The sequence below is a fragment of the Tautonia plasticadhaerens genome, from assembly GCF_007752535.1.
GTDB lineage: Bacteria > Planctomycetota > Planctomycetia > Isosphaerales > Isosphaeraceae > Tautonia > Tautonia plasticadhaerens.
Genome location: NZ_CP036426.1, coordinates 2,352,296 through 2,371,465, shown reverse-complemented (window position 1 = coordinate 2,371,465; position 19,170 = coordinate 2,352,296). Strand labels below are relative to the sequence as shown.

General features: G+C 73.6%; 10 protein-coding genes. 7 read left to right on the top strand and 3 right to left on the bottom strand.

Translation table 11 applies throughout. The features are described from left to right. Positions 1-46: 46 nt before the first annotated feature. On the bottom strand, positions 47-1,375 hold the full coding sequence (locus ElP_RS09095) for a protein kinase family protein (RefSeq protein WP_145268546.1): 1,329 nt from the start codon (positions 1,373-1,375) through the stop codon (positions 47-49). Positions 1,376-1,803: 428 nt separating this feature from the next. Between ElP_RS09095 and ElP_RS09090 the strand changes: the two genes are divergently transcribed. Next, entirely contained in the window at positions 1,804-2,253 is a 450-nt protein-coding gene (locus tag ElP_RS09090; protein WP_145268544.1) for a hypothetical protein, read from the top strand. A gap of 152 nt (positions 2,254-2,405) precedes the next feature. Here the strand turns inward: ElP_RS09090 and ElP_RS09085 are convergent, their stop codons facing one another. Further along, positions 2,406-3,782 (bottom strand): hypothetical protein, encoded by a 1,377-nt coding sequence (locus ElP_RS09085; protein ID WP_145268542.1) that lies wholly within the window; start codon positions 3,780-3,782, stop codon positions 2,406-2,408. A gap of 416 nt (positions 3,783-4,198) precedes the next feature. Continuing rightward, positions 4,199-9,745 carry a WD40 repeat domain-containing protein gene (locus tag ElP_RS40565; RefSeq protein ID WP_145268540.1) on the bottom strand — a complete coding sequence of 1,849 codons (5,547 nt, stop codon included), beginning with the start codon at positions 9,743-9,745 and terminating at the stop codon, positions 4,199-4,201. A gap of 387 nt (positions 9,746-10,132) precedes the next feature. Between ElP_RS40565 and ElP_RS09075 the strand changes: the two genes are divergently transcribed. The 6 genes from ElP_RS09075 to ElP_RS09050 all read left to right on the top strand — a co-directional run bounded on the left by ElP_RS09075 (position 10,133) and on the right by ElP_RS09050 (position 19,057). After that, entirely contained in the window at positions 10,133-12,421 is a 2,289-nt protein-coding gene (locus ElP_RS09075; RefSeq protein WP_145268538.1) for a bifunctional serine/threonine-protein kinase/formylglycine-generating enzyme family protein, read from the top strand. A gap of 296 nt (positions 12,422-12,717) precedes the next feature. Beyond that, a complete protein-coding gene (locus ElP_RS09070; protein WP_145268536.1) occupies positions 12,718-12,924 on the top strand; it encodes a hypothetical protein in 207 nt (68 codons plus the stop codon). Positions 12,925-13,052: 128 nt separating this feature from the next. Then, positions 13,053-14,123: a DUF1559 family PulG-like putative transporter gene (locus ElP_RS09065; protein WP_197446832.1), complete on the top strand. Its 1,071-nt coding sequence runs from the start codon at positions 13,053-13,055 to the stop codon at positions 14,121-14,123. A 94-nt stretch (positions 14,124-14,217) separates the two neighbouring features. Then, on the top strand, positions 14,218-15,489 hold the full coding sequence (locus ElP_RS09060) for an aminotransferase class V-fold PLP-dependent enzyme (protein ID WP_145268531.1): 1,272 nt from the start codon (positions 14,218-14,220) through the stop codon (positions 15,487-15,489). Positions 15,490-15,533: 44 nt separating this feature from the next. Next, on the top strand, positions 15,534-17,396 hold the full coding sequence (locus tag ElP_RS09055; protein ID WP_197446831.1) for a tetratricopeptide repeat protein: 1,863 nt from the start codon (positions 15,534-15,536) through the stop codon (positions 17,394-17,396). Between the two features lie 125 nt (positions 17,397-17,521). Next, the gene (locus ElP_RS09050) at positions 17,522-19,057 is read left to right on the top strand and encodes a carboxypeptidase M32 (protein ID WP_145268527.1); all 1,536 of its coding nucleotides are present in this window, start codon (positions 17,522-17,524) and stop codon (positions 19,055-19,057) included. Positions 19,058-19,170 lie beyond the last annotated feature (113 nt).

Here is a 19,170-nt window from a genome sequence, read left to right as displayed (position 1 = left end):
CGACACCCTGTTCGAGGTGGCCGGCCCGGACCTCGTACAGGCCCAGCTACTTCAGGGTCGTGGCCAACTCGAAGCGGGCCTCCTCGTCCTCCGGATCGTCCTCCGAGAGGCTCCGGCAGAGGGAGACCGCCTCCAGGAGGCGGTCCATGCAGTCGTCGACCTCGCCCCGGCTGAAGCTCAGGGCGCCTCGTTCCCGGAGGGCGACGGCCAGCCCGCGGCGGGGCCTCGAAGCGAGCGGGGCCTCGTCGACCAGGGATCGGCCCAGCGAGACGGCTGCCCCCGGGGCCTCGTCGGCCGCGTCGGCCCGGCCGATGAGCCGGGCGTTGCTGCCGATCGAGGCATAGGTCTCGACGACCTCGGCCCTGGTCTCGATCGTCGAGCCCTCCCGGTCGGCCTCCGCGCGGCGGAGGGCCAGCGATCGCCCCAGCAGCGCGCCGCCCTCTTCGACCCTCCCCAGGCGGAAGAGGAGGACGGTGGTCAGCTCCAGGGCCTCGGCCAGCCCCTCGCGAGGCCCGGGATCTTCGGGCCGGATCTCGGCGAGTCGTTCGTACTGGGAACGGGTTTGAGAGACGATGTCGAGGGCCTCGGCGGGGGAGCCGGCCTGGTTCGTCACCTCGGCCAGGTCGAGGTTGGCCCGGGCGAGCCTGGCCAGGTTGTCCGGGTCGTCGAGTCCGGCTTCTTGCAGATTGGCCGCCAGCTCCTGGAAAAAGCGGCGGGGGGCCTCCAGCATCCGGCCCAGGAGCCCTTCCAGGCCGGGCTGGCTGAGGAGGACCTCCTCGCCGACGTCGGTGTAGTAGGTCCGGATCGCGTCGACGGCGAGCGCCGACTGTGCGTCGGCCAGCCGTCGGGCCGTTGTCTCGGCGGCCAGCGAGGCCTCGATCCGCCCGCGAACCGACGCCTGCACGGCGACCACTCCCGTCAGGCCGACCAGCGCGGCCACCAGCGCCAACGCCACCCCGGCGACGACCGGGCGGTGCCTCCTCATCCAGCGGCCGAGAAGGGCCGGGAGCGGATCCCGGTAGGCCGAGACGGGCGCGTCGGCGAGCCAACGCTCCATGTCCTCGGCCAGGGCCCGGGCCGACTCGTAACGGCCCTCGGGCCGGGCGGCCATCGCCTTGAGGCAGGACGCCTCCAGCGCCCGGGGGACGGCCGGGTCGAGCGTCCGGGGCGTCTCGACCCGGTCGGATCGTGCGGCGGAGGAGGTCGGGCCCGAGGCCGGACGCCCCCCCGGAGGCCGGCCGACGAGGATCGCGTGCAGCATCGCGCCGAGACTGTAGACGTCGCTCGGCGGGCCGATCCGATTGAGCTTGCCGTCGGCCTGCTCGGGGCTCATGTAGCCCGGGGTGCCGACGACCGAATCCGCGAGGGTTTCCACGGCCGATCCCGACGACCCGGACCCGCCCCGGCCGTAGCCGGGCAGCCCCCGAAGGCCGAGTCCACCTCCTCGGTGAACCCGGGGAATCGCTCGAGGTACTCCGCCGCCGACAGCTCCTCGCCACCCTCCTGGCGGAGCGCCAGCTCCAGTCCCATCAGTGCCCGGAGGGCGGCGGACCGCGAGGTCGGAGAGGTAGTCTTCGAGCCGGGGGCAACGGGCGCCGGATCACCTCGGCCTCCGACGGCACCCCCCCGACCATCCACCGCGACGCGACGATCGACGTCGGCTACCACCCGTCCGACGACCCCTGGGTCGAGATCCGGGGCGCGATCATCGGCGACGACCCGACCGTCAACGGCCACTCGAACAACCCCTGCAGCAGCCTCCTGCTGGACGTGTCGGGCACGACCGTCGGCGAAGACCTCGTCGTGTCCTCGACCTACGGCCCGGACGAGGTGACCATCACCGACTCCGCCATCCGGGACCTGGACATCGAGACCGGAAACCACGAGGACGCCGTCGTCCTCGACGGCGTCGACGTCAGCGGGCTCCTCTCGATCGACCTGGGCAGCAATGCCGAAACGCTGCTCATCGGGGACTCCACGATCGGCACCGCCGACGTCCGGACCGGCTCGGGCAACGACACGGTGGGCCTCACCCGGGTCGACTTCACCGGGAGGAGCGTCTCCGTCTTCGCCCTGGGGGCCGACAGCGATTCGATGACCATCGGCGGGGGGAACGTCGCGCGGGGCCTGGCCGTCGACGGCGGCGAGGACCGTGGGAACGGCGATGACGACTCGCTCCGCCTGTACGACTCGGCCGACGTGATCGACGAGTTGCTGTATCTCGGCCTGGAGTACTTCCGACGCTTCAGCTGAGCCGCCCGCTCCCGGGAGGCCGATCGCCCCGGACCCTCGACCCGGCAGCTGCCGGGTCGAGGGTCCGGGGCCCTCTCGTCGCGGCCGACTTCGACGGCGACCGGATCGTCGCCATGTTCAACCGGCCGTCCTCCGACATCAGGGCAGGCACTTCAGAAGTAGAACTGGTACTCGACGCGGAGGATGTCCTCGTACCAGTGGTTGCCGGTGTAGGAGTTGCCGTAGCCGATGTAGACGTTGTGCCGGTCGTTCAGGAGGCTGGCCCCGCCCACCTGGCGATAATCTCCCAGCCCGATCCGCACGCCGTACTTGCCGTTGATGATGGTGTCGCCGGCGGCCCCCCGCATGGTGAGCCCCCCGGCGGGGGAAGCCTGGAGCGACTCGCCGCTGAGCACCGTCCAGCCGACGAACTCGACGACCGGGGCGATGCGGATCCGGCTCGTCTGGATCAGGTTGTGGCTGGCACCCAGGCCGTAGCGGAGGACGTTGCCGCCGACCTCGGAGGCCTGGATCGGGATCCAGTCCCGGACCTCGCCGAAGAGGAAGGTGCGGTCGGAGAGGGCCCGGAAGTAGAGCAGGCCGGGCTCGATGCTGGGGTGGCCGGTGCCCAGGCCCCGCTCGGGGTCGCCGGTGGGCAGGTAGAACTTGGTCTGGAAGGTCAGGAACCGGTCGGGCTCGGCGACGAAGGCGTACTTGAAGCCGACCCTCATGTCGGAGAAGCCGCCGGCGTTGTCGATCAGGGTGCCGTTGATCCACCGGATCGGCGTGTCGAGGAACGCCGAGAACCGGGGGGTCGCGGCGTATTCGACATACGGAGTGAACTCCTGGAAGTCGATGTTCGGCTCCAGTCCCGCGTTCAGCAGCCGGGTCCCTGCCGGCAGGGCGAGCGACCCGTCCGGCTGCCGGGTGAAGGCCGACCTCGGGTAGACCTGCAGGCTGCCGTTCGCGTTGCGGAGGAGGTTGGGCAGGCCCTGGGTCGGCCCCTTGGCGGAGAAGTCGTTGCCGAAGAGGCGGAGGCAGCCGCAGGCGGCGTAGAAGAACTCGGCCCGGCTGGGGTCGTTCATGCCGTAGGCGGTGTCGTACTGGGCCCGGATCCGGGACCTCGGGATCGCGCCGTCGATGTAGCCGCCCACGTCGGCGATCGCGAACTCGTCGCCCCCGGTGGCCGCGAACAGCTCGGGCGAGAACACGGGGGCCCCGGCCGGGGGCGAGGAGGCGTCGAACCCCGTCGCGGGCCCCGGCACGGGGCCGGCCAGGTCCGCCATGCTCGGTCCCCCCGCCGTCGCCGTACCGGCCCCCGGCAGGGAACCCCCCGGGAGCGTCGGCGGGACGGGGATCGCGGCCCCGGGGATGCCCGGCCCTGTCGGCGTCGGCCCGTACGGCCCCGGCAGCCCCGGGGCCCCCCCGAGGCCGGGGAACTGCGGCGTCCCGGATTTCCCGGCGGGCACCTGGGCCCGGGCCGGTCCGGTCGATCCGGCCACGCTCGCCACGGCGACGAGCAAGGCGATCGGGATTCGTCGTCCTCGCATGGATCCCTCCTTGAAGCCGAGCGGCTTCGCCGCCGTCCGATCCGCCCCCGGTCACCGGGGCCACCGGCCCCGAGGCCGGCCCGACCGGCGTCTCCCGGTTGCCCGGCGTCGCGCCCCGGGGCCGGGATACCGATCGGCCTTCCCTCGGGCGGCCCTGCGTGCATCCAACGCGGTCCGCACGGCTTCGCACGAGTGAGCACAACCGAATACCGGGGAGATCGGCACACCGGGCGTCGGAATGGAGGAATTCTCGGGGTCGTGCCCGAAGCCCGGGTCGTGCCGGCCCCACGCCCCGCCGGCCCCAAGCCCCGCGGTCGGGTCGAGCGGGATCGTCCCGCCTCGGATGGCCGGGGCCTCGCCGTCGAGGCTCCGACCACCCCGACGACCCGAGGGCAGGTGTCCCGGGCGATGCGGGATCAGTCGTCGATCGCCGACCCTGGGGGGCTCGCCGACGCCCGGCCGAGGTTCAGGTCGGCCAGGGGTTCGGGGAGGTGCTCCTCGAGGGTGACGTTCTCGAACCGCTCGCGGAGCTGGTCGAGCCCCCGGCGCAGGTAGGTCGCCACGTCGCCGAGCTGCCCGCCCTGGGCGACGGCCTGCTCGAGGGAGGCGGTCAGCGTGGCCTCGTTCCCGGGCTCGGCCGGGGGCCCGTCGTCGGTCTCGTGCCACCACGTCTGGTTCAGGATGCCGACGTGGTGGACATGCTCCGAGGGGGGCCACCGGTCGGGCGGGTAGTCCCCCACCACCCCGGTGATCGTCGGCGACCCGGCCTCGATCGGCCGCCGGGAGTCGATCAGGAAGAGCTGGAACCCCCGGCTCTCGGCGAACTGGTCGGCCAGGAAGTCGAGCGAGACCGACTCGGGGCGGCCCCGGCCGTTGCCCCGCCTCAGGCCGAAGTAGGCGTGCTCCCCCTCCACCCAGGCGTTGCCCTGGAAATAGACCGCCACCACGTCGATCGGCCGGTCGGCCAGCGCGAGCCCCAGGTCCACCTCCCTCCGGATCCGGTCGAGCTGGTAGACCAGCTCCATGATCCTCACGTCGTCGAGCAGCGGGCCGTAGACGACGCCGTCCAGGAACGCCGGGGTCCGGAACCGGTCCGGGTCCCCCGGGGCGTCGGGATGAGGCGAGGCGTGCAGGGCCTCCAGCGCCCGGCCTCGAAGCGCCTCCCGGTCCCCCTGCCCCGTGCCGACGATCAGCAGGTGCAGCCGCTGCCGCTCCTCCGGGACCTCGCACGAGACCCGGAACGACGGGCGGTCGGCCTCGTCCAGCGGCACCCCGGGCAGCTCGACGGACACGTCGTTCTCCTCCCGGCTGAAGACGACTTCGGCCCGGAACTCCCGGACCAGCGGCTCCCCCTCCACCGGCCGGAGCGTCGCCAGCGACTGCGGGAACCGGTTGACCCAGATCCGGGCCCGGGTCGCCTCGTGAGTCCGGAGCATCTCCTCGTCGGCCCAGGAGACCCGGCCGACCAGCCAGCCCTGGCCCGTTGCCATCGGCCCGGGGAAGGAGACGCGGTTGTCGGGGCCCGCGGCCGGCCGCAACGGCTCGCCGCCCCCCCGCTTCGGCTCGATCCCGACGACCTCGACCCGGGCCGGGGGCGGGATGTAGCCGATGCTCACGTCGGCCGAGCCCGTCGCGCCCCGGTCGGTCGTCGCCTCGACCCGGAGCAGGTTCGCCCCGGGCCCCAGGCCGATCTCCCCGTCGACCCGGAGCGAGACGCCCCCCCCGGCCTCCCGGACGGCCCCGGCCGGGTCGGCCTCGATCAGCGTCTCGTGCTCGGCCTCGGTCCGGATCCGGATCAGCCGGGCGGACCGGATCGGGTCGTCGGAGCGGACCTCGAAGGTGACCCGGGCCCGGTCCACCCGCTCGGTCGCGTCCCGTCCCGGTCGGAGGATCGTGACCCGGGGGGGGCTCGGCGGCGGTGCCTCGTAGACGACCCTCCCCGCCCGGCCGGGCTCGGGGGACCGGCCGTCGGCATTCCAGGCGAGGACGCTGATCGCGTTCCCCCCGAGCGAGATCGGGACCCTCGCCGCCGAGATCGTCCACGAGCCTTCCGCCTCGGGCTCGATCGAGACGTCTTCGATCATCCGGGCCGGGAGGCCGGGGCCCTCCCCCTCGACCCGGATCACGGCCCGGGTGACCGGCAGCCCCGGCGGGGAGGCGACCTTGGCGGTCACGTCGACGACCGGCTCGTCGCCGACCTCGGAGTGCGCGACCCCCCGGACCTCCGGCGGCCTCCGGCACGAGACGACCAGCGGGTCGCCCGACCAGGCCCCCCCCCACTCGTTGCCGAGCCGGACCCGGATCACGTTCTCCCCCGGCCGGATCGGCACCTCGGCCGACAGCGTCCCCGCCCCGGCGTCGACCTCGGGCGGTTCGGCGAGCGCCTCGCCGTTGACGATCACGGTCGCCCCGAAGGGGAACGGGTCGGCGCCGAGGACCAGCCTCCCGGAGAGCCGGATCCGGGGGGGATCCCGGTCGGGGGCGACGACCAGGACCGGCCCGGGGGGATCCAGGAGCAGGTCCACCACCTCCGGCACGGGGGGGACGAACGCGACCTCGGCCCTCGCCTCGGAGAAGTCGCTGTCCGCCGACTTCGCCCGCACCCGGATCGCGTTCGGGCCCGGCTCCAGGTCGGCCTCGAGCCGGTAGGAGCCCGGCACGCCCGGGACCGGGTTCAGCCCCCGCCACTCCCCCCCCGCCCGGCTCCACTCGGCCCGATCGATCGGCTCGTCCGATCTGATCGATGCCGAGATGACGATGCGAGACCGGTCGACCGTGGGCCGTCCCCCGACGATCGACGGCGACGGGCCGTCGGCCGTCGAGACGGGGTCCAGCGTGATCGTCGGCGGCGGGACCTCCCGGCGGTCGTAGACGACCACCACGGGAGCCGGGTCGGCCGTCTCGAACCCCTCCAGGCCCTCGATCGCCCCGTCGTTGACGGCGACCAGCTCGATCGTGTTCACCCCCTCGGCCAGCGTGATCGGCTGCTCGACGGGGATCGGCTCGCCCGATCGCCAGGCCCGCTCCGCCCTCACCTCGTCGCCGACCCGGTGGACCAGCCGCACGGTCGCCGGGCCCCCCCGGGGGTCGACCGAGGCCCGGAACTCGTATTCGGGACGGTCGACGACCCGCTGCGCCGGGCCTTCGATCGCGACGACCGGCGCCGGGGGCAGATACCGGACCTCCCGGATCGCCTCGAACGCCTGGGGGGTGGCCTCCCGGGTGTGCAGGACGGCCCGGATCGCGTGCGGGCCTCGCCCCCAGCCGGCCCCGTCGAGGGCGGCGACCCAGCCCCTCGGCCCGTCCGGGGCCATCTCGCGAGCGGGACTCCCGTCGATCGACCACTCGACCCGGGCCACCTGCCCGGGCCCGACCGCCTCGTCGAGCAGGACGAGCCGCAGCGTCGTCGGCCGGAGTCGGACGATCGGCAGGTCGTCCCCTTCCTGCTCCGGCACGTCGAGCGCGATCGCCAGCCCGGGGCGGGGCAGCGGGGCCGCCTCGGCCACGGGGGGCAGCGCGGCCCGTTCGAGCAATTCGCCGACCAGCCCCTCCCGGCGGAATTCCGGGAACTGGTCGGCCTGGGCGAACCGGGTCGGCGCGGCGGGGTCCCCCGTGTTGAAGTGCCAGCCAAGCCGCCGCTCGGCCTCCTGGCCGCTGGAGTCGTACGGCCCGAGCGGGTTCCAGGCGATCCAGCCGGGCTCACCCCGCCCCTCCGTCCCCGCCAGGAACAGCGAAAAGAGCGGCTTGCGTTCGTCCACCGCCTGCCCGACCCCGAGCGTCACGTCCCGGGCCTCCGCCCCCTCGGGCCGGACCCGGAGCGTGACCGGGTCGCCGGGGCGGATCATCGACACCTCGTTGAAGAACGAGAAGAGCGAGCCCTGGGCGTCGAGGCCTCCGTCCCGGACCAGGCCGAGCACCTCGTCCCCCTCCCCCAGCCGGCCGGCGGCCTCGGTCCCGGGCTCGACCCCGGAGACGACCAGCCCGCCGTCCCGTTCGGTGACGGCCAGGCCCGGCAGCCTCCCGCGTCGGCCGATCGTCCGGTCGAGGTCGATCAGGCCCCAGACGCAGGCGGTCCGGTCCTCGGCGGCGGAGGCCAGCAGCCTCCCGTCCCCGGAGAACCGCAGGGCGGTGATCCGGCCCGCATGCCCGGTGAGCCGGCGGAACCGTTCGCCCGCCCCCCCCTCGAAGAGCGACAGCGACGGCTCCCCCGACCGCTCCGAGGCGATCGCGACGATCGGCGCGTCGATCGGCGGCGTCGGGGGCCGCAGGGCCAGGGCGGTCAGGGTGTGGCCCGGCTCCAGGTCGATCCGGCGGGGGGGATCGCCCGCCCGGGAGACCTCGACCCAGCCCCCGACCCGTTCGCCCTGCGCATCCCGGCCGCCGACGGCGTGGCGGATCTCCCAGCCCGACACGTCCGGCACGCTCGGCACCCAGCCGTCGAGTCCGGCGTCCAGGCGGCGTCGGCCCGGGTCGAGCACGAGCGAGCCTGCTTCGGGGGGCCGGGGCGGTTCGCCGATCCCCCCGGGGGGCGTCGGGTCGACCCGGAGCCCCCAGTCTTCCCCCCGCCGGACGAACGCCGCGTCGCCGATCGGCATTCCCGAACCCCGGAGCAACTGGGGCCTCGTCTCCCCCCGGAGCAGGTCGGCGACCTCGAAGACGACGATCGCCCGCGACGCGTTCCCCGCCACCGCGAGGCGGTCGCCGGCCGGGGAGACGGCCAGGCTCGGCGGCTCGGCCGAGAACGCCCAGAGCCGGACCTCCTTGCGGACCCGGGCGACCCCGTCCGGGGTCGGGGCCAGGTCGACGAGCCGGAGCCGGTACTCCATCCGGTCGCCGGGCCCCGGGGCCCGTCCCGGATCCCGCAGGACGACCACCGCCGCCAGGTCGGCCGGGCCCCCCGGCCGGGACGGGCACGGGGCGACCGCCCTCGGGATCAGGAAGCCCCCCCGGTCCCCCTCCCCCGGCACGAGCCGGAGGCGGCCGTCCTCGACCGGCCTGGCGTCGGCCCCGAGGGACCAGGTCCGGAGCCGGCCGGAGTTGGTGGCCGCGTCGAAGCTCCCGGTCACGAGCCGATCGGCCCGGTCGTCCCGGGAGACCGCCCGGTTGAACCGGCCGTCGGCCACGGCGACCAGGCGGTCGGGGGCCGCGCCGGGATCCCAGATCCGCAGGGTCCCGTCGTCGGAGGCCAGGGCGGCCCGGACCTGCCGGGGGCCGGGGCCCGATCGCCAGGCGGCCAGCGCGGGGATGTTCAGCGGGTCGACGGCGACGGAGGCGAGTTCCTCCCCCGATCCCAGGTCCCAGAGCCGCAACGCGCCGAGGTCCCCGCCCGGATCCCCCTCCCGGGCGACCGAGACGAGCGCGGGCGGCCCCCCGTCGGCCGACGACGGGGCGAAGGCGAGGCCGAGGACCGGCCCGAGGTGGCCCCGGAGCTGGCGGGCGGCCCGGGGCCGGGACCGGGTGTCGAAGACGAGGATCGTGCCCCGGTCGAGCCGCATGGCGTCGGTCATCGCCTCGCCCGGGATCATCAGCCCGGCCCGGCGGAACCCGGCCCCCCCCCGGACCACCGCGCTGCCGGCGGCGGCCAGCCACCGGCCGTCGTCGGAGAGGGCGATCGCGTTGATCGCCCCCTCGGAGCCCGGCCCGACCGGCACCCGGTAGGTCGCCGCCGGGTCCGCCTCGAATCGCCCGGCCTCCGGGTCCCGGGCCCAGACCCGGACGACCTTGTCCCAGCCCCCCTCGTAGAGCGTCCGGCCGTCGGGCGAGAAGGCCAGCCCCATCACCGGCCCCGACGGGCCGCCCGCCTCCGTCCTCAGGATCGGCTCGTCCGGCGGCGCCCCCGGATCCTGGGCCCCCGAGGCGACGGCGAGCAGGCCCACGATCAGGAAGGAGGCGAGCCCCGCACCCCTCCCACCGATGCCGGATCCGGGGCCGGGTCTCGGGTCGATCGCTCGTCGGGCGGCCATGGTCTCGCTCGCTCCCGGGTCCGGGCGAGGGGGGCCGACGCTGGCCCCCGGTCGCCGTCGACTGGTAAGATCCGAATCATCCGATCGCGTCGCGTCGCCGGGCCCGCCTCCCCCGATTCGACGGCCGATGCCGATATTCTAGGGGGGCCGTGGGCCTCTCGAGGGCGAGACTTCGCCCCCTACCCGGTTTTTTCGAAGTCTAGGCAGCGGGGGCGACGACCAGCCCGCCGGCGACCCTCGGCGACCGGACGCGGGACGCGAGCCGGATTCGAGCGTGATGACGCCTGCCGGAGTCCGGCGCATCCGCGCCCCGAGGGGGGCCGAGCGCGGCCCGGGATCCGACCTGCGAGAACCACCGACGACGCGACGGCCCGGGGGGCAAGCGGCATGAAGACGAAGGGGCCCGACGACCGATCGCGCTGGGAGCACTCCTCGGAGCCGACGGAGTCGACGGAGCCCCAGGGGCCCGCCACTCCCCCTCCCACCGACGAGGCACCCCCGGGGCTGGAGACCGTCTCCCACGCCCCCGACCCCCGGAGCGACGGGGGGCACACCAGCGACCCCGGGACGGACCCGAGCCCCGAGGACTTCCGGGGGCTCGAACACCTGGCCCCCGGCCAGTTCCTGTTCGGCAAGTACGAGGTGCTGGAGGAGCTGGGACGGGGGGGGATGGGCTCGGTCTGGCGGGTCCGGCACCGGGAGCTGGACGTCGAGCGCGCGTTGAAGCTGATCGTCTCCGACATCGCCTTCCACCCCGAGAGCCGGGCCCGGTTCCGCCGGGAGGCCCGGGTGATGGCCCGCTTCTCGCACCCCAACGCGGTCCACGTCTACGACGCCCGGATCGCCGCCGACGCGGCCTACATCGAGATGGAGTTCGTCCGGGGCCGTCCCCTGAACAAGGAGATCGAGCCCGGCCGGCCGATGCCGCCGGGGCGGGCCGTCCGGATCGTCGTCCAGCTCTGCGACGCGCTCCAGGCCGCCCACGAGCACGGCATCGTCCACCGCGACCTCAAGCCCGCCAACCTGATGCTCGTCCCGGGCCCGGGGGGCTCGGACGTGGTCAAGGTCCTCGACTTCGGCATCGCCAAGGTCCTCGACGCCGACCGGGACGACGAGCACGAGGGCCTCCGCACCGAGCCGGGCATGTTCATCGGCACCCCGATGTACGCCAGCCCCGAGCAGATCAACCCGCCCGCCAATGCCTCGGGGGGCGACGCCCTCGACTCCCGCAGCGACCTCTACTCGATCGGCGTCATCCTCTTCGAGCTGCTCACCGGCCATCGCCCCTTCGCCGGCCGGTCGGCGCTGCTCGACCACCTGACCAAGCCGCCCCCGCCCTTCGCCGAGGTGAACCCGGACGTCCGGCTGCCGGCCGAGTTCGAGGCGATCGTCCGCAGCTGCCTGGAGAAGGACCCGGCCCGACGCCCGCAGTCGGCCCGGGAGCTGGCCGATCGGCTCCGCCGGGCCGCCGGGCTCGACCAGCCGCTGGTCACCCCCCGGCCGGGGGTGTCCCGCCGGGTCGCGGCCCTCGGGGTCGCGGCGGTGCTCGGCCTCGCCGGGGTCCTGGCCTGGGCCCTCTGGCCCCCGACCCCGACCTTCGCCATCGGGGCCGAGCCCCCGGCCGGGCTCCGGGCCGGGACGGAGGCGGACCTGATCGTCTCCGTCGACCGCACCCGGTTCCCCGGGCCGGTCCGGCTGGAGATCGACGGGCTCCCCCCCGGCGTCTCCTCCGACCCGGATCGGGTCGAGGCGACCGGACGGCTCGCCTCCTTCCGCCTCCGGGCCGCCCTCGACGCCGACGCCGGCGGCCCCGATCGGTCGCTCACCATCCGCGCCGAGGCCGGCGGGCTCTCCCGGACGATCGAGGTGCCGATCGTCGTCGAACCCCCCGCGATCGCCCTGCCCGGGGGCTTCGAGCGCGTGGCCGGATCCGACCTGGTCGACGTGGGAGGGCTGCACGTCCCGAGGGCGATCACCCGACGCTTCGACGACGGCACCGAGGCCGTCTTCCTGCTGATCGACGGCCACCGGAGGCCCGACCTCGACCCCTTCTACATCCTTAGGGACAAGGTCTCCAACCGCCTCTACCGCCAGTTTGGACCCCCGCCCGACCCCTTCCAGGACATCGAGGTGCCGGGCATCTCGCAGCCTGGACTGCCCAATGACGGCGTCGACCCCGACGAGGTCCCGGACTGGCCCGTCCTGGGCGTCACCGCCCATCGGGCCGACGACTTCGCCGCCTGGCTCGTCGGCGACGGGCCGGTCTTCACCGGCCGGCTCCCCTCCGCCTCCCAGTGGTACAAGGCCGCCGGTTTCCTCGACGCTCCCGGGGACCCGCCGACGACCGCCGACGACCGCGAGGGCGACGGGATCGCCGTTCGACTCTCCCATCCCCGGCCGGTCGGCACGTCGCCCGGGGACGTCGCCCCGACCGGCGTCCGGGACACGGCGGGCAACGGCATGGAATGGACCCGGGATTCCCACTCCCACCCCGGCGCCTCGCTCCCGCTCGACGACGACCACGCCCACGACAAGATCATCATGCTGGGCCATTCCTTCGACGACGAGGAGCCATTCCTCCCCCGACACGTCGAGGAAGACTTGCTCAGCGGCTGGTTCGCCGACGCCGGTTCCCTCGACGTCGGCTTCCGGGTCGTCATCGAGATCCGCCCCTGAGCGTGCCGCCGACGTGGCCGACCGGGCTAGTGAGCTTATTTATGCGTGAAAATTTGTGTGTCAATGCGGGAATCCGTGGTTATCTTGGTGGGTGTGGCCCCGGGCCGGTGCGGGGGGCGATGGCCCGAGGCACGCGACGGGGGGCCCGGCGTCCGATCGGGGCCGCTCGACGGATGGAATACGCTTGACACCCGACACCCGCGGTCGTACGAAATTGAGTCGCGGGCTCGACGTCCCGCCCCGAGGCGGGTGTGGTTGCTCCGGCCGGATCGTCGCGTCGCGAAGGATTCTTAGATATGAAGAGTCGTAATTTGTTCTGGGGTCGTCTCCTCCTCGCCCTCGGGCTCGCGGCCTCCCCCCTCGGCTGTTCGGACCGGGCGGAGGTCCCCGAGAGCACCTCGGCCGAGGAGACGAGGGCCTACGTCCAGAATCCGTTCGGCTCCCCCGAGGGGGGCGCTACGCCCGGCCAGGGCGAGTTCGAGAAGACCCAGCCGCCGAAATGAGCCTCCCCCTCGGGCCCGTCGGCCCCGGCCGAAATCCCACTCCTCGTCGCTCGACGCACATCCTCGCGGATTCCGCTTTCCTCTGTTTCGGTCGTGTCCCGTCCCATCCCGATCCGGGAGTTGCCGCCATGAAGGTCGCGCATCACACCCCCACCCGGGGCTTCACGCTGATCGAGCTGCTGGTGGTCATCGCCATCATCGGCGTGTTGATCGCCCTGCTGCTGCCCGCCGTCCAGGCCGCCCGCGAGGCCGCCCGGCGGTCCCAGTGCACCAACAACCTCAAGCAGCTCGGCCTGGCTATTCATAATTATATGGATACAAACGGAGCCATGCCGATCGGCGGCTACTTCAACACCTCCGGGGGCCCCGGCAATCTGACCTGGGAGCGCGGCTGCCTTATCGGCCTGATGCCGTTCCTCGAGCAGCAGAATATCTATAACGCCTATAACCAGGATCTCCGCTATTATTCGTACCAGGCCAATGACACGGCGATGGCCTTCAAGGCCTCGGCCTTGAACTGCCCGAGCGACCCGGAGGTCTCCGAGGGGAACGACCGCTGGACCCGGTCCGGCGTCGGCGACTTCGGGACGGCGACCCGCCCCGCCTTCAAGGTCGGGCTGACCAGCTATCGGGCCCTCTGCGGCCCCTGGGTCACCCCGCCCCGCGGCGGCAACCCCGCGAGCATCCCCAACTGGGGAGCCCTGAAGCAGAACGCGATGGGAGTCATCTACGTCGAGAGCTCGACCAAGATGTCCGACATCCGGGACGGCACGAGCAACACCCTCGCCTTCGGCGAGTCGGTCTACGGCCGACTCAGCCAGGCCGACAAGGACTGCTTCCATTGGTGGGTGGCCGGCAACTACGGGGACACGATGCAGAACGCCATGTACCCGCCCAACCCCCACCAGACGCTCGAGACGTGCAATCGGCTGCCCAACGGCGCCGCGGCGTTCATCGTGTCGGCGACGAGCGAACACCCCGGCGGCTGCAACTTCGCCTTCTGCGACGGCTCGGTCCGGTTCATCAAGAACACGATCGACTCGTGGCCGATCGACACCGCCAACAACTGCGTCCCCGCCGGGCTCGTGGCCACCGGCAACCCCCCGATCTACTCCCTCGCCCCCGGCGCCCGCTTCGGCGTGTATCAGGCCCTCTCGACCCGCAAGGGTGGCGAGGTCCTCAGCGCCGACCAGTACTGACCCCGGACTCCCCCGGGCCTCGGTCCCCTCCCGCCCGGGGGGACCGGGACCGTCGGACTCAGGGCCTCCCACGCTTCTCGAGGGACACGCGCCGATGCGACGACGCGACTTCGTCCTCAGCCTCGCCTCCGCAGGCCTGGCCGCCCCCCCGTCGGCCCTCGGCGACGGCGGGCCGATCGGCGACGGGCTCCGGGCACTCGCCGACGACCTCCGCTCCTCGGCCGACGACCGGGACCGCTGGGCCCGCGTCCGCCGCGAATTCTCCCTGCACCCCGGCGTCGCCTACCTGAACACCGGGACCCTCGGCGCCTGCCCCCGGGTCGTGCTCTCGGCCGTCTCCGAGGCCCTGCTCGAGATCGAGGGGAATCCGGCCAACATGGTCTTCGGGCCGGTCGGCTCGAAGATGGAGGCCGTCCGGTCGCTCGCCGCCTCGTTCCTCGGCGCCGGCGACGGGGAGGTGATCCTCACGAGCAACACCACCGAGGGCATGAACTGGGTCGCCGAGGGGATCGCCCACGAACTCCGCCCCGGTGACGAGATCCTCACCACCGACCGCGAGCACCCCGGCGGCGTGGTCGGCTGGCAGCACGTCGCCGAGCAACGCGGGGCCCGGGTCGCCACCTGCTCGCTGCCCGCCCCCCCCGGGGACGAGTCGGAGATCCTCCAGCGGATCGCGGAACACCTCAGCCCGGCGACCCGGATCTTCAGCCTCAGCCACGTGGAGACGATCACCGGCCTCGTGCTCCCCCTGGCCCGGATCGCCGCCGAGCTGACCCGCCCCCGGGGCATCCTCCTCTGTTGCGACGGCGCCCAGGCCCCCGGCATGCTCGCCGTCGACGTCCGGGCCCTCGGCGTCGACACCTACGCCTCCAGCAGCCACAAGTGGGCGCTCGCCCCCAAGGGCAGCGGACTGCTCTACCTCCGCCCCGAGGTGAGGGATCGCATCCGACCCGCCGCGCTGCACTCCGGAGACTTGGCCTATACCGCCTCCTCGGGGACGAGGAACGTGGCGACGATCCTCGGCCACGGCACCGCCCTCGCCTTCCTCGAGGCGATCGGCCGGGACGTCGTCGAGGCCCGATGCCGGGCCCTCAACGCCCATCTCCGCGACCGGCTCGACCCGATCCCCGGGCTGACCCCCCTCTCGCCGACCGCCCCCTCCCTGTCCTCGGGCATCGCCTCCTACAGGCTCGATCGGGGCGACAACGCCGAGGTCGCCGGCCGGCTGCTCCGCGAGTTCGACCTGGTCGTCAAGGTCCTCCCCGGCGCGGAATGGAACGGGCTCCGCTTCTCCACCCACATCTACAACGACGAGGGCCAGGTCGACCGCCTCGCCGACGCGATGGCGACGATCCTCGGGGCCTGAGCCCTGCCCCGCGCGGGCGATCGACCGGGGAGGGAACAGGCCGGATGAAGACCGTCGCCCGTCGACACTTCGTGCTCATTCTTGCATCCCTGCTCGCCGTCCCGATCACCGCCTGCCGAGGGCCCGCTTCTCCCGGCTCGACGCCCCTGGAGCGGTCGGCCGACTCCTATGCCCGGGGCGACTACGACTCGGCCGCCTCATTCGCCCGGGAGCACCTCACGCGGGTCGACCCCGACGACCCCGACGCCCTCCGCCTCCTGGCCCGTTCCTGGTGCCGATCGGGCCGGGAGGACGACGCCCTGCCGATCTTCGAGGTCCGGCTCGGCCTCGACGCGATGCAGGCCGAGGATCTCTACCTCTACGGCGTCGCACTCGATCGCCGGGGCCAGCCCGACCTCGCCCTCGACCTCTGGGAGCGGGCCCTCGACGCCGACCCCGACCACCCCGAGGCCCTCGCGGCCCTCGTCTACCTCCACTCCCGGGGCAAGCGGCTCGACGAGGCCCGGCACGCCGCCGAGCGGCTCGCCCGGGTCCCCGGCTGGGAGGCCCAGGGGGAGTTGATGCTCGGCGTCGCCCTCGCCGAGTCGAACGACCCCCGGGGCGCCGCCGAATGGCTCGGCCGGGCCCTCCGACGCGACCCCCCTCCCCCCGGTTTCCTCGAATCGCCGGACCGCTACCGCCTGCTCCTCGTCCGATCCGCCCTCCGGGTCGGCCACCCCGACGAGGCGGTCGGCCCCCTGCGCCAGATCCTCGACGCCTCCCCCTCGGCCGAGGCCTCCTGGCTGCTCAGCCGGGCCGAGCTGCAGCGGGGCGACGTCCCCTCGGCAATCGAGGCGCTCGAACGTGCGAAGGGATATCGATCCGATCACCCCCTCGAGCCCGAGCCCTCCCCCTACGTCGGCGAGGCCCGATGCGCCGAGTGTCACCCTCGGATCGCCCGGGAGGCCGCCGCCAGCCGACACTCGAAGACGCTCCACCGGGGGGAAGACCTGCTCACCCTCCCCCTCCCCGAGGGTCCCCTGCCCGACCCGGACGAGCCCGGCGTCTCGCACCGGGTCGGGCGGTCGGGCGACGTGCTGGAGGTGGAGACCCGGGTCGACGGCCGCTCCTTCCGGGCCGTCGTCGAGGCCGCCTTCGGCGATCCCGACCGCTACGTGACGATGGTTTCCCGGGACGACTCCGGGACCTATCGCACCCTCCGGCACTCCTTCCATCGCATGGGAGACGGCTCCGGCTGGGACCGCACCCTCGGCGACACCGGCCGGGCCGATCGGCTGGCCAACGCGCTCGGCCGGCCGATCGACTCCCGGGACGGCGTCGTCCGGTGCCTCGCCTGCCACGCGACGAACGTCCGGTTCGGCCCCGATCGGGTCGGGCCCGAGTCCGCCGACTCGGCCATCGGCTGCGAGCACTGCCACGGCCCCGGCGCCCACCACGTCGCCGCCGTCGCCGCCGGACTGACCGACCTCGCCATCGTCGACCCGTCCTCCGCCCCGACCGTCGCCGTCACCGACTCGTGCAGCTCCTGCCACGTCCTCGAGACCGATTCCGAACCCGCCTCGCGGGGCGACCCCGCCTGGATCCGCTCCCAGGGCAAGACGCTCTCCTGGAGCCGCTGCTATTCCCGGTCCGGCGGCGCGATTGGCTGCGTTTCCTGCCACGACCCTCACCGGCCGACGAGCCGATCGGCGCCGCATTACGAGGCGGCCTGCCTCTCCTGCCACGCCCCCTCCCGCGACCTGGCCCCCGACCTCCCCCCGGAGGCCCCGCTCGCCTCCTGCCCGGTCGACCCCTCGCAGGGCTGCGTCGACTGCCACATGCCCTCGGTCGAGGTCCCCGCCTTGCACGATTCGCTCACCGACCATTACATCCGGGTCGTCGTCGATCCCCCTGCCCCCTCGGATTGACTCCCCGATCGGCTCGGGTGCGCGTGTGAGGCCGCCCGGACTCGAGGGAGGCAGACGACCAGGCCGGACAGCCCTACAATGGGCATTCGCCCTGATCGCACGCCCCCGACGCCCAGGAGCCCCGAGTGGACCCGAAGGCCGCCTACGACGAACTGACCCGACGCTCCCGGGAGTGGTCGACCCTCGCCTCCTGCGCCGCCCTGCTCTCCTGGGACGAGCTGACCGTCATGCCGACGGCCGCATCCGCCTTCCGGGGGGACCAGCTCGGCCTGCTCGCCGGGCTGGAGCACGAACGGGCCACCGACCCGAAGGTCGGCGAGCTGCTGGCGACGGTCGAGGGCTCCGACCTCGTCGCCGACCCCGAGTCCCCCGAGGCGGCCGACGTCCGGGAGCTGCGCCGGTCCTTCGACCGCAAGACGAAGCTCCCCCGCGCGCTGGTCGAGGAACTCGCCCGGGTCACCTCCGCCGCCCAGCACGAGTGGGTAGCCGCCCGGAAGGGCCGGGACTTCCCCCGCTTCCTCCCCTGGCTCGACCGGATCGTCGCCCTGAAGCGGCGGGAGGCCGAGTGCGTCGGCGCCCCCGGCGGCGACCCCTACGACGCCCTGCTCGACGACTACGAGCCCGGCGCCTCCGCCTCCCGGCTCTCCGGCCTCTTCGACGCCCTGAAGGCCGAACTCGTTCCGCTCGTCGGGCAGATCGCCTCCTCGGAGACCCGCCCCGACCCCGGTGTGCTCAGGGGCAATTACCCCATCGACCGCCAGAAGATGCTCGGCGAGCTGGTCGCCGCCTCGATCGGCTTCGACTTCGACCGGGGGCGGCTCGACACCTCGGCGCACCCGTTCTGCTCCGGCATCGCCCCCGGGGATTGCCGGATCACGACCCGGTATCGGCCCGACGACTTCGAGGAATCCTTCTTCGGGGTCCTCCACGAGGTCGGCCACGGCCTCTACGAGCAGGGGCTCGACCCCGACCGCTTCGGCACCCCGATGGGGGAGTCCGTCTCGCTCGGCATCCACGAGTCCCAGTCCCGGCTCTGGGAGAACCTCGTCGGCCGGGGCCGGGCCTTCTGGACCCACTGGTTCCCGATCGTCCGCCGATTGTTCCGCGAGCCGCTCGGCGCCGCCGAGTTCGACGCCTTCCACCGCGCCGTCAACCGGGTCGAGCCGTCCCTGATCCGGACCCAGGCCGACGAGGTGACCTACAACCTGCACATCATCATCCGGTTCGAGCTGGAGCGGGCCCTGCTCTCCGGCGACCTCCCCCCCGCCGACCTGCCCGGGGCCTGGGACGAATCCTACCGCCGGGACCTCGGCGTGGTCGCCCCCGACGTGGCCGACGGCTGTCTCCAGGACGTCCACTGGTCGGCCGGCCTCTTCGGCTACTTCCCGACCTACACCCTGGGCAACCTCTACGCCGCCCAGCTCTTCGACCGGGCCTCGGAGGAGTTGGGCGACCTCGACGCCTCGATCCGACAGGGGGACACCACCCCCCTGCTCCGGTGGCTCCGGGACCACGTCCACCGCCACGCCCGGCGCCATACTCCCGCCGCGCTGATCCGGCGGGCCACCGGCTCCGACCCCGACCACCGGCCCTTGATCCGCTCCCTGAAGGCCCGATATGGCCCCGTCTACGGCCTCTCCGGCGCCGAGGTTCCCTCCTGATGGGGCATCCGGACAACCGTCAGATTCGGCCAGTCCGACGGATTGTGTGACTGCCGATCGCGCCGATCACGATGATTTAGGAGAATGATCGAGGCGGGTCGCATCCCCTCGCC

Bases quoted from the DNA above. Each gene is read 5' to 3' on its own strand.
- ElP_RS09055 (WP_197446831.1), top strand. From the start codon at position 15,534: ATGAAGACCGTCGCCCGTCGACACTTCGTGCTCATTCTTGCATCCCTG.
- ElP_RS09065 (WP_197446832.1), top strand. From the start codon at position 13,053: ATGAAGGTCGCGCATCACACCCCCACCCGGGGCTTCACGCTGATCGAG.
- ElP_RS09070 (WP_145268536.1), top strand. From the start codon at position 12,718: ATGAAGAGTCGTAATTTGTTCTGGGGTCGTCTCCTCCTCGCCCTCGGG.
- ElP_RS09085 (WP_145268542.1), bottom strand. From the start codon at position 3,782: ATGCGAGGACGACGAATCCCGATCGCCTTGCTCGTCGCCGTGGCGAGC.
- ElP_RS40565 (WP_145268540.1), bottom strand. From the start codon at position 9,745: ATGGCCGCCCGACGAGCGATCGACCCGAGACCCGGCCCCGGATCCGGC.
- ElP_RS09075 (WP_145268538.1), top strand. From the start codon at position 10,133: ATGAAGACGAAGGGGCCCGACGACCGATCGCGCTGGGAGCACTCCTCG.
- ElP_RS09060 (WP_145268531.1), top strand. From the start codon at position 14,218: ATGCGACGACGCGACTTCGTCCTCAGCCTCGCCTCCGCAGGCCTGGCC.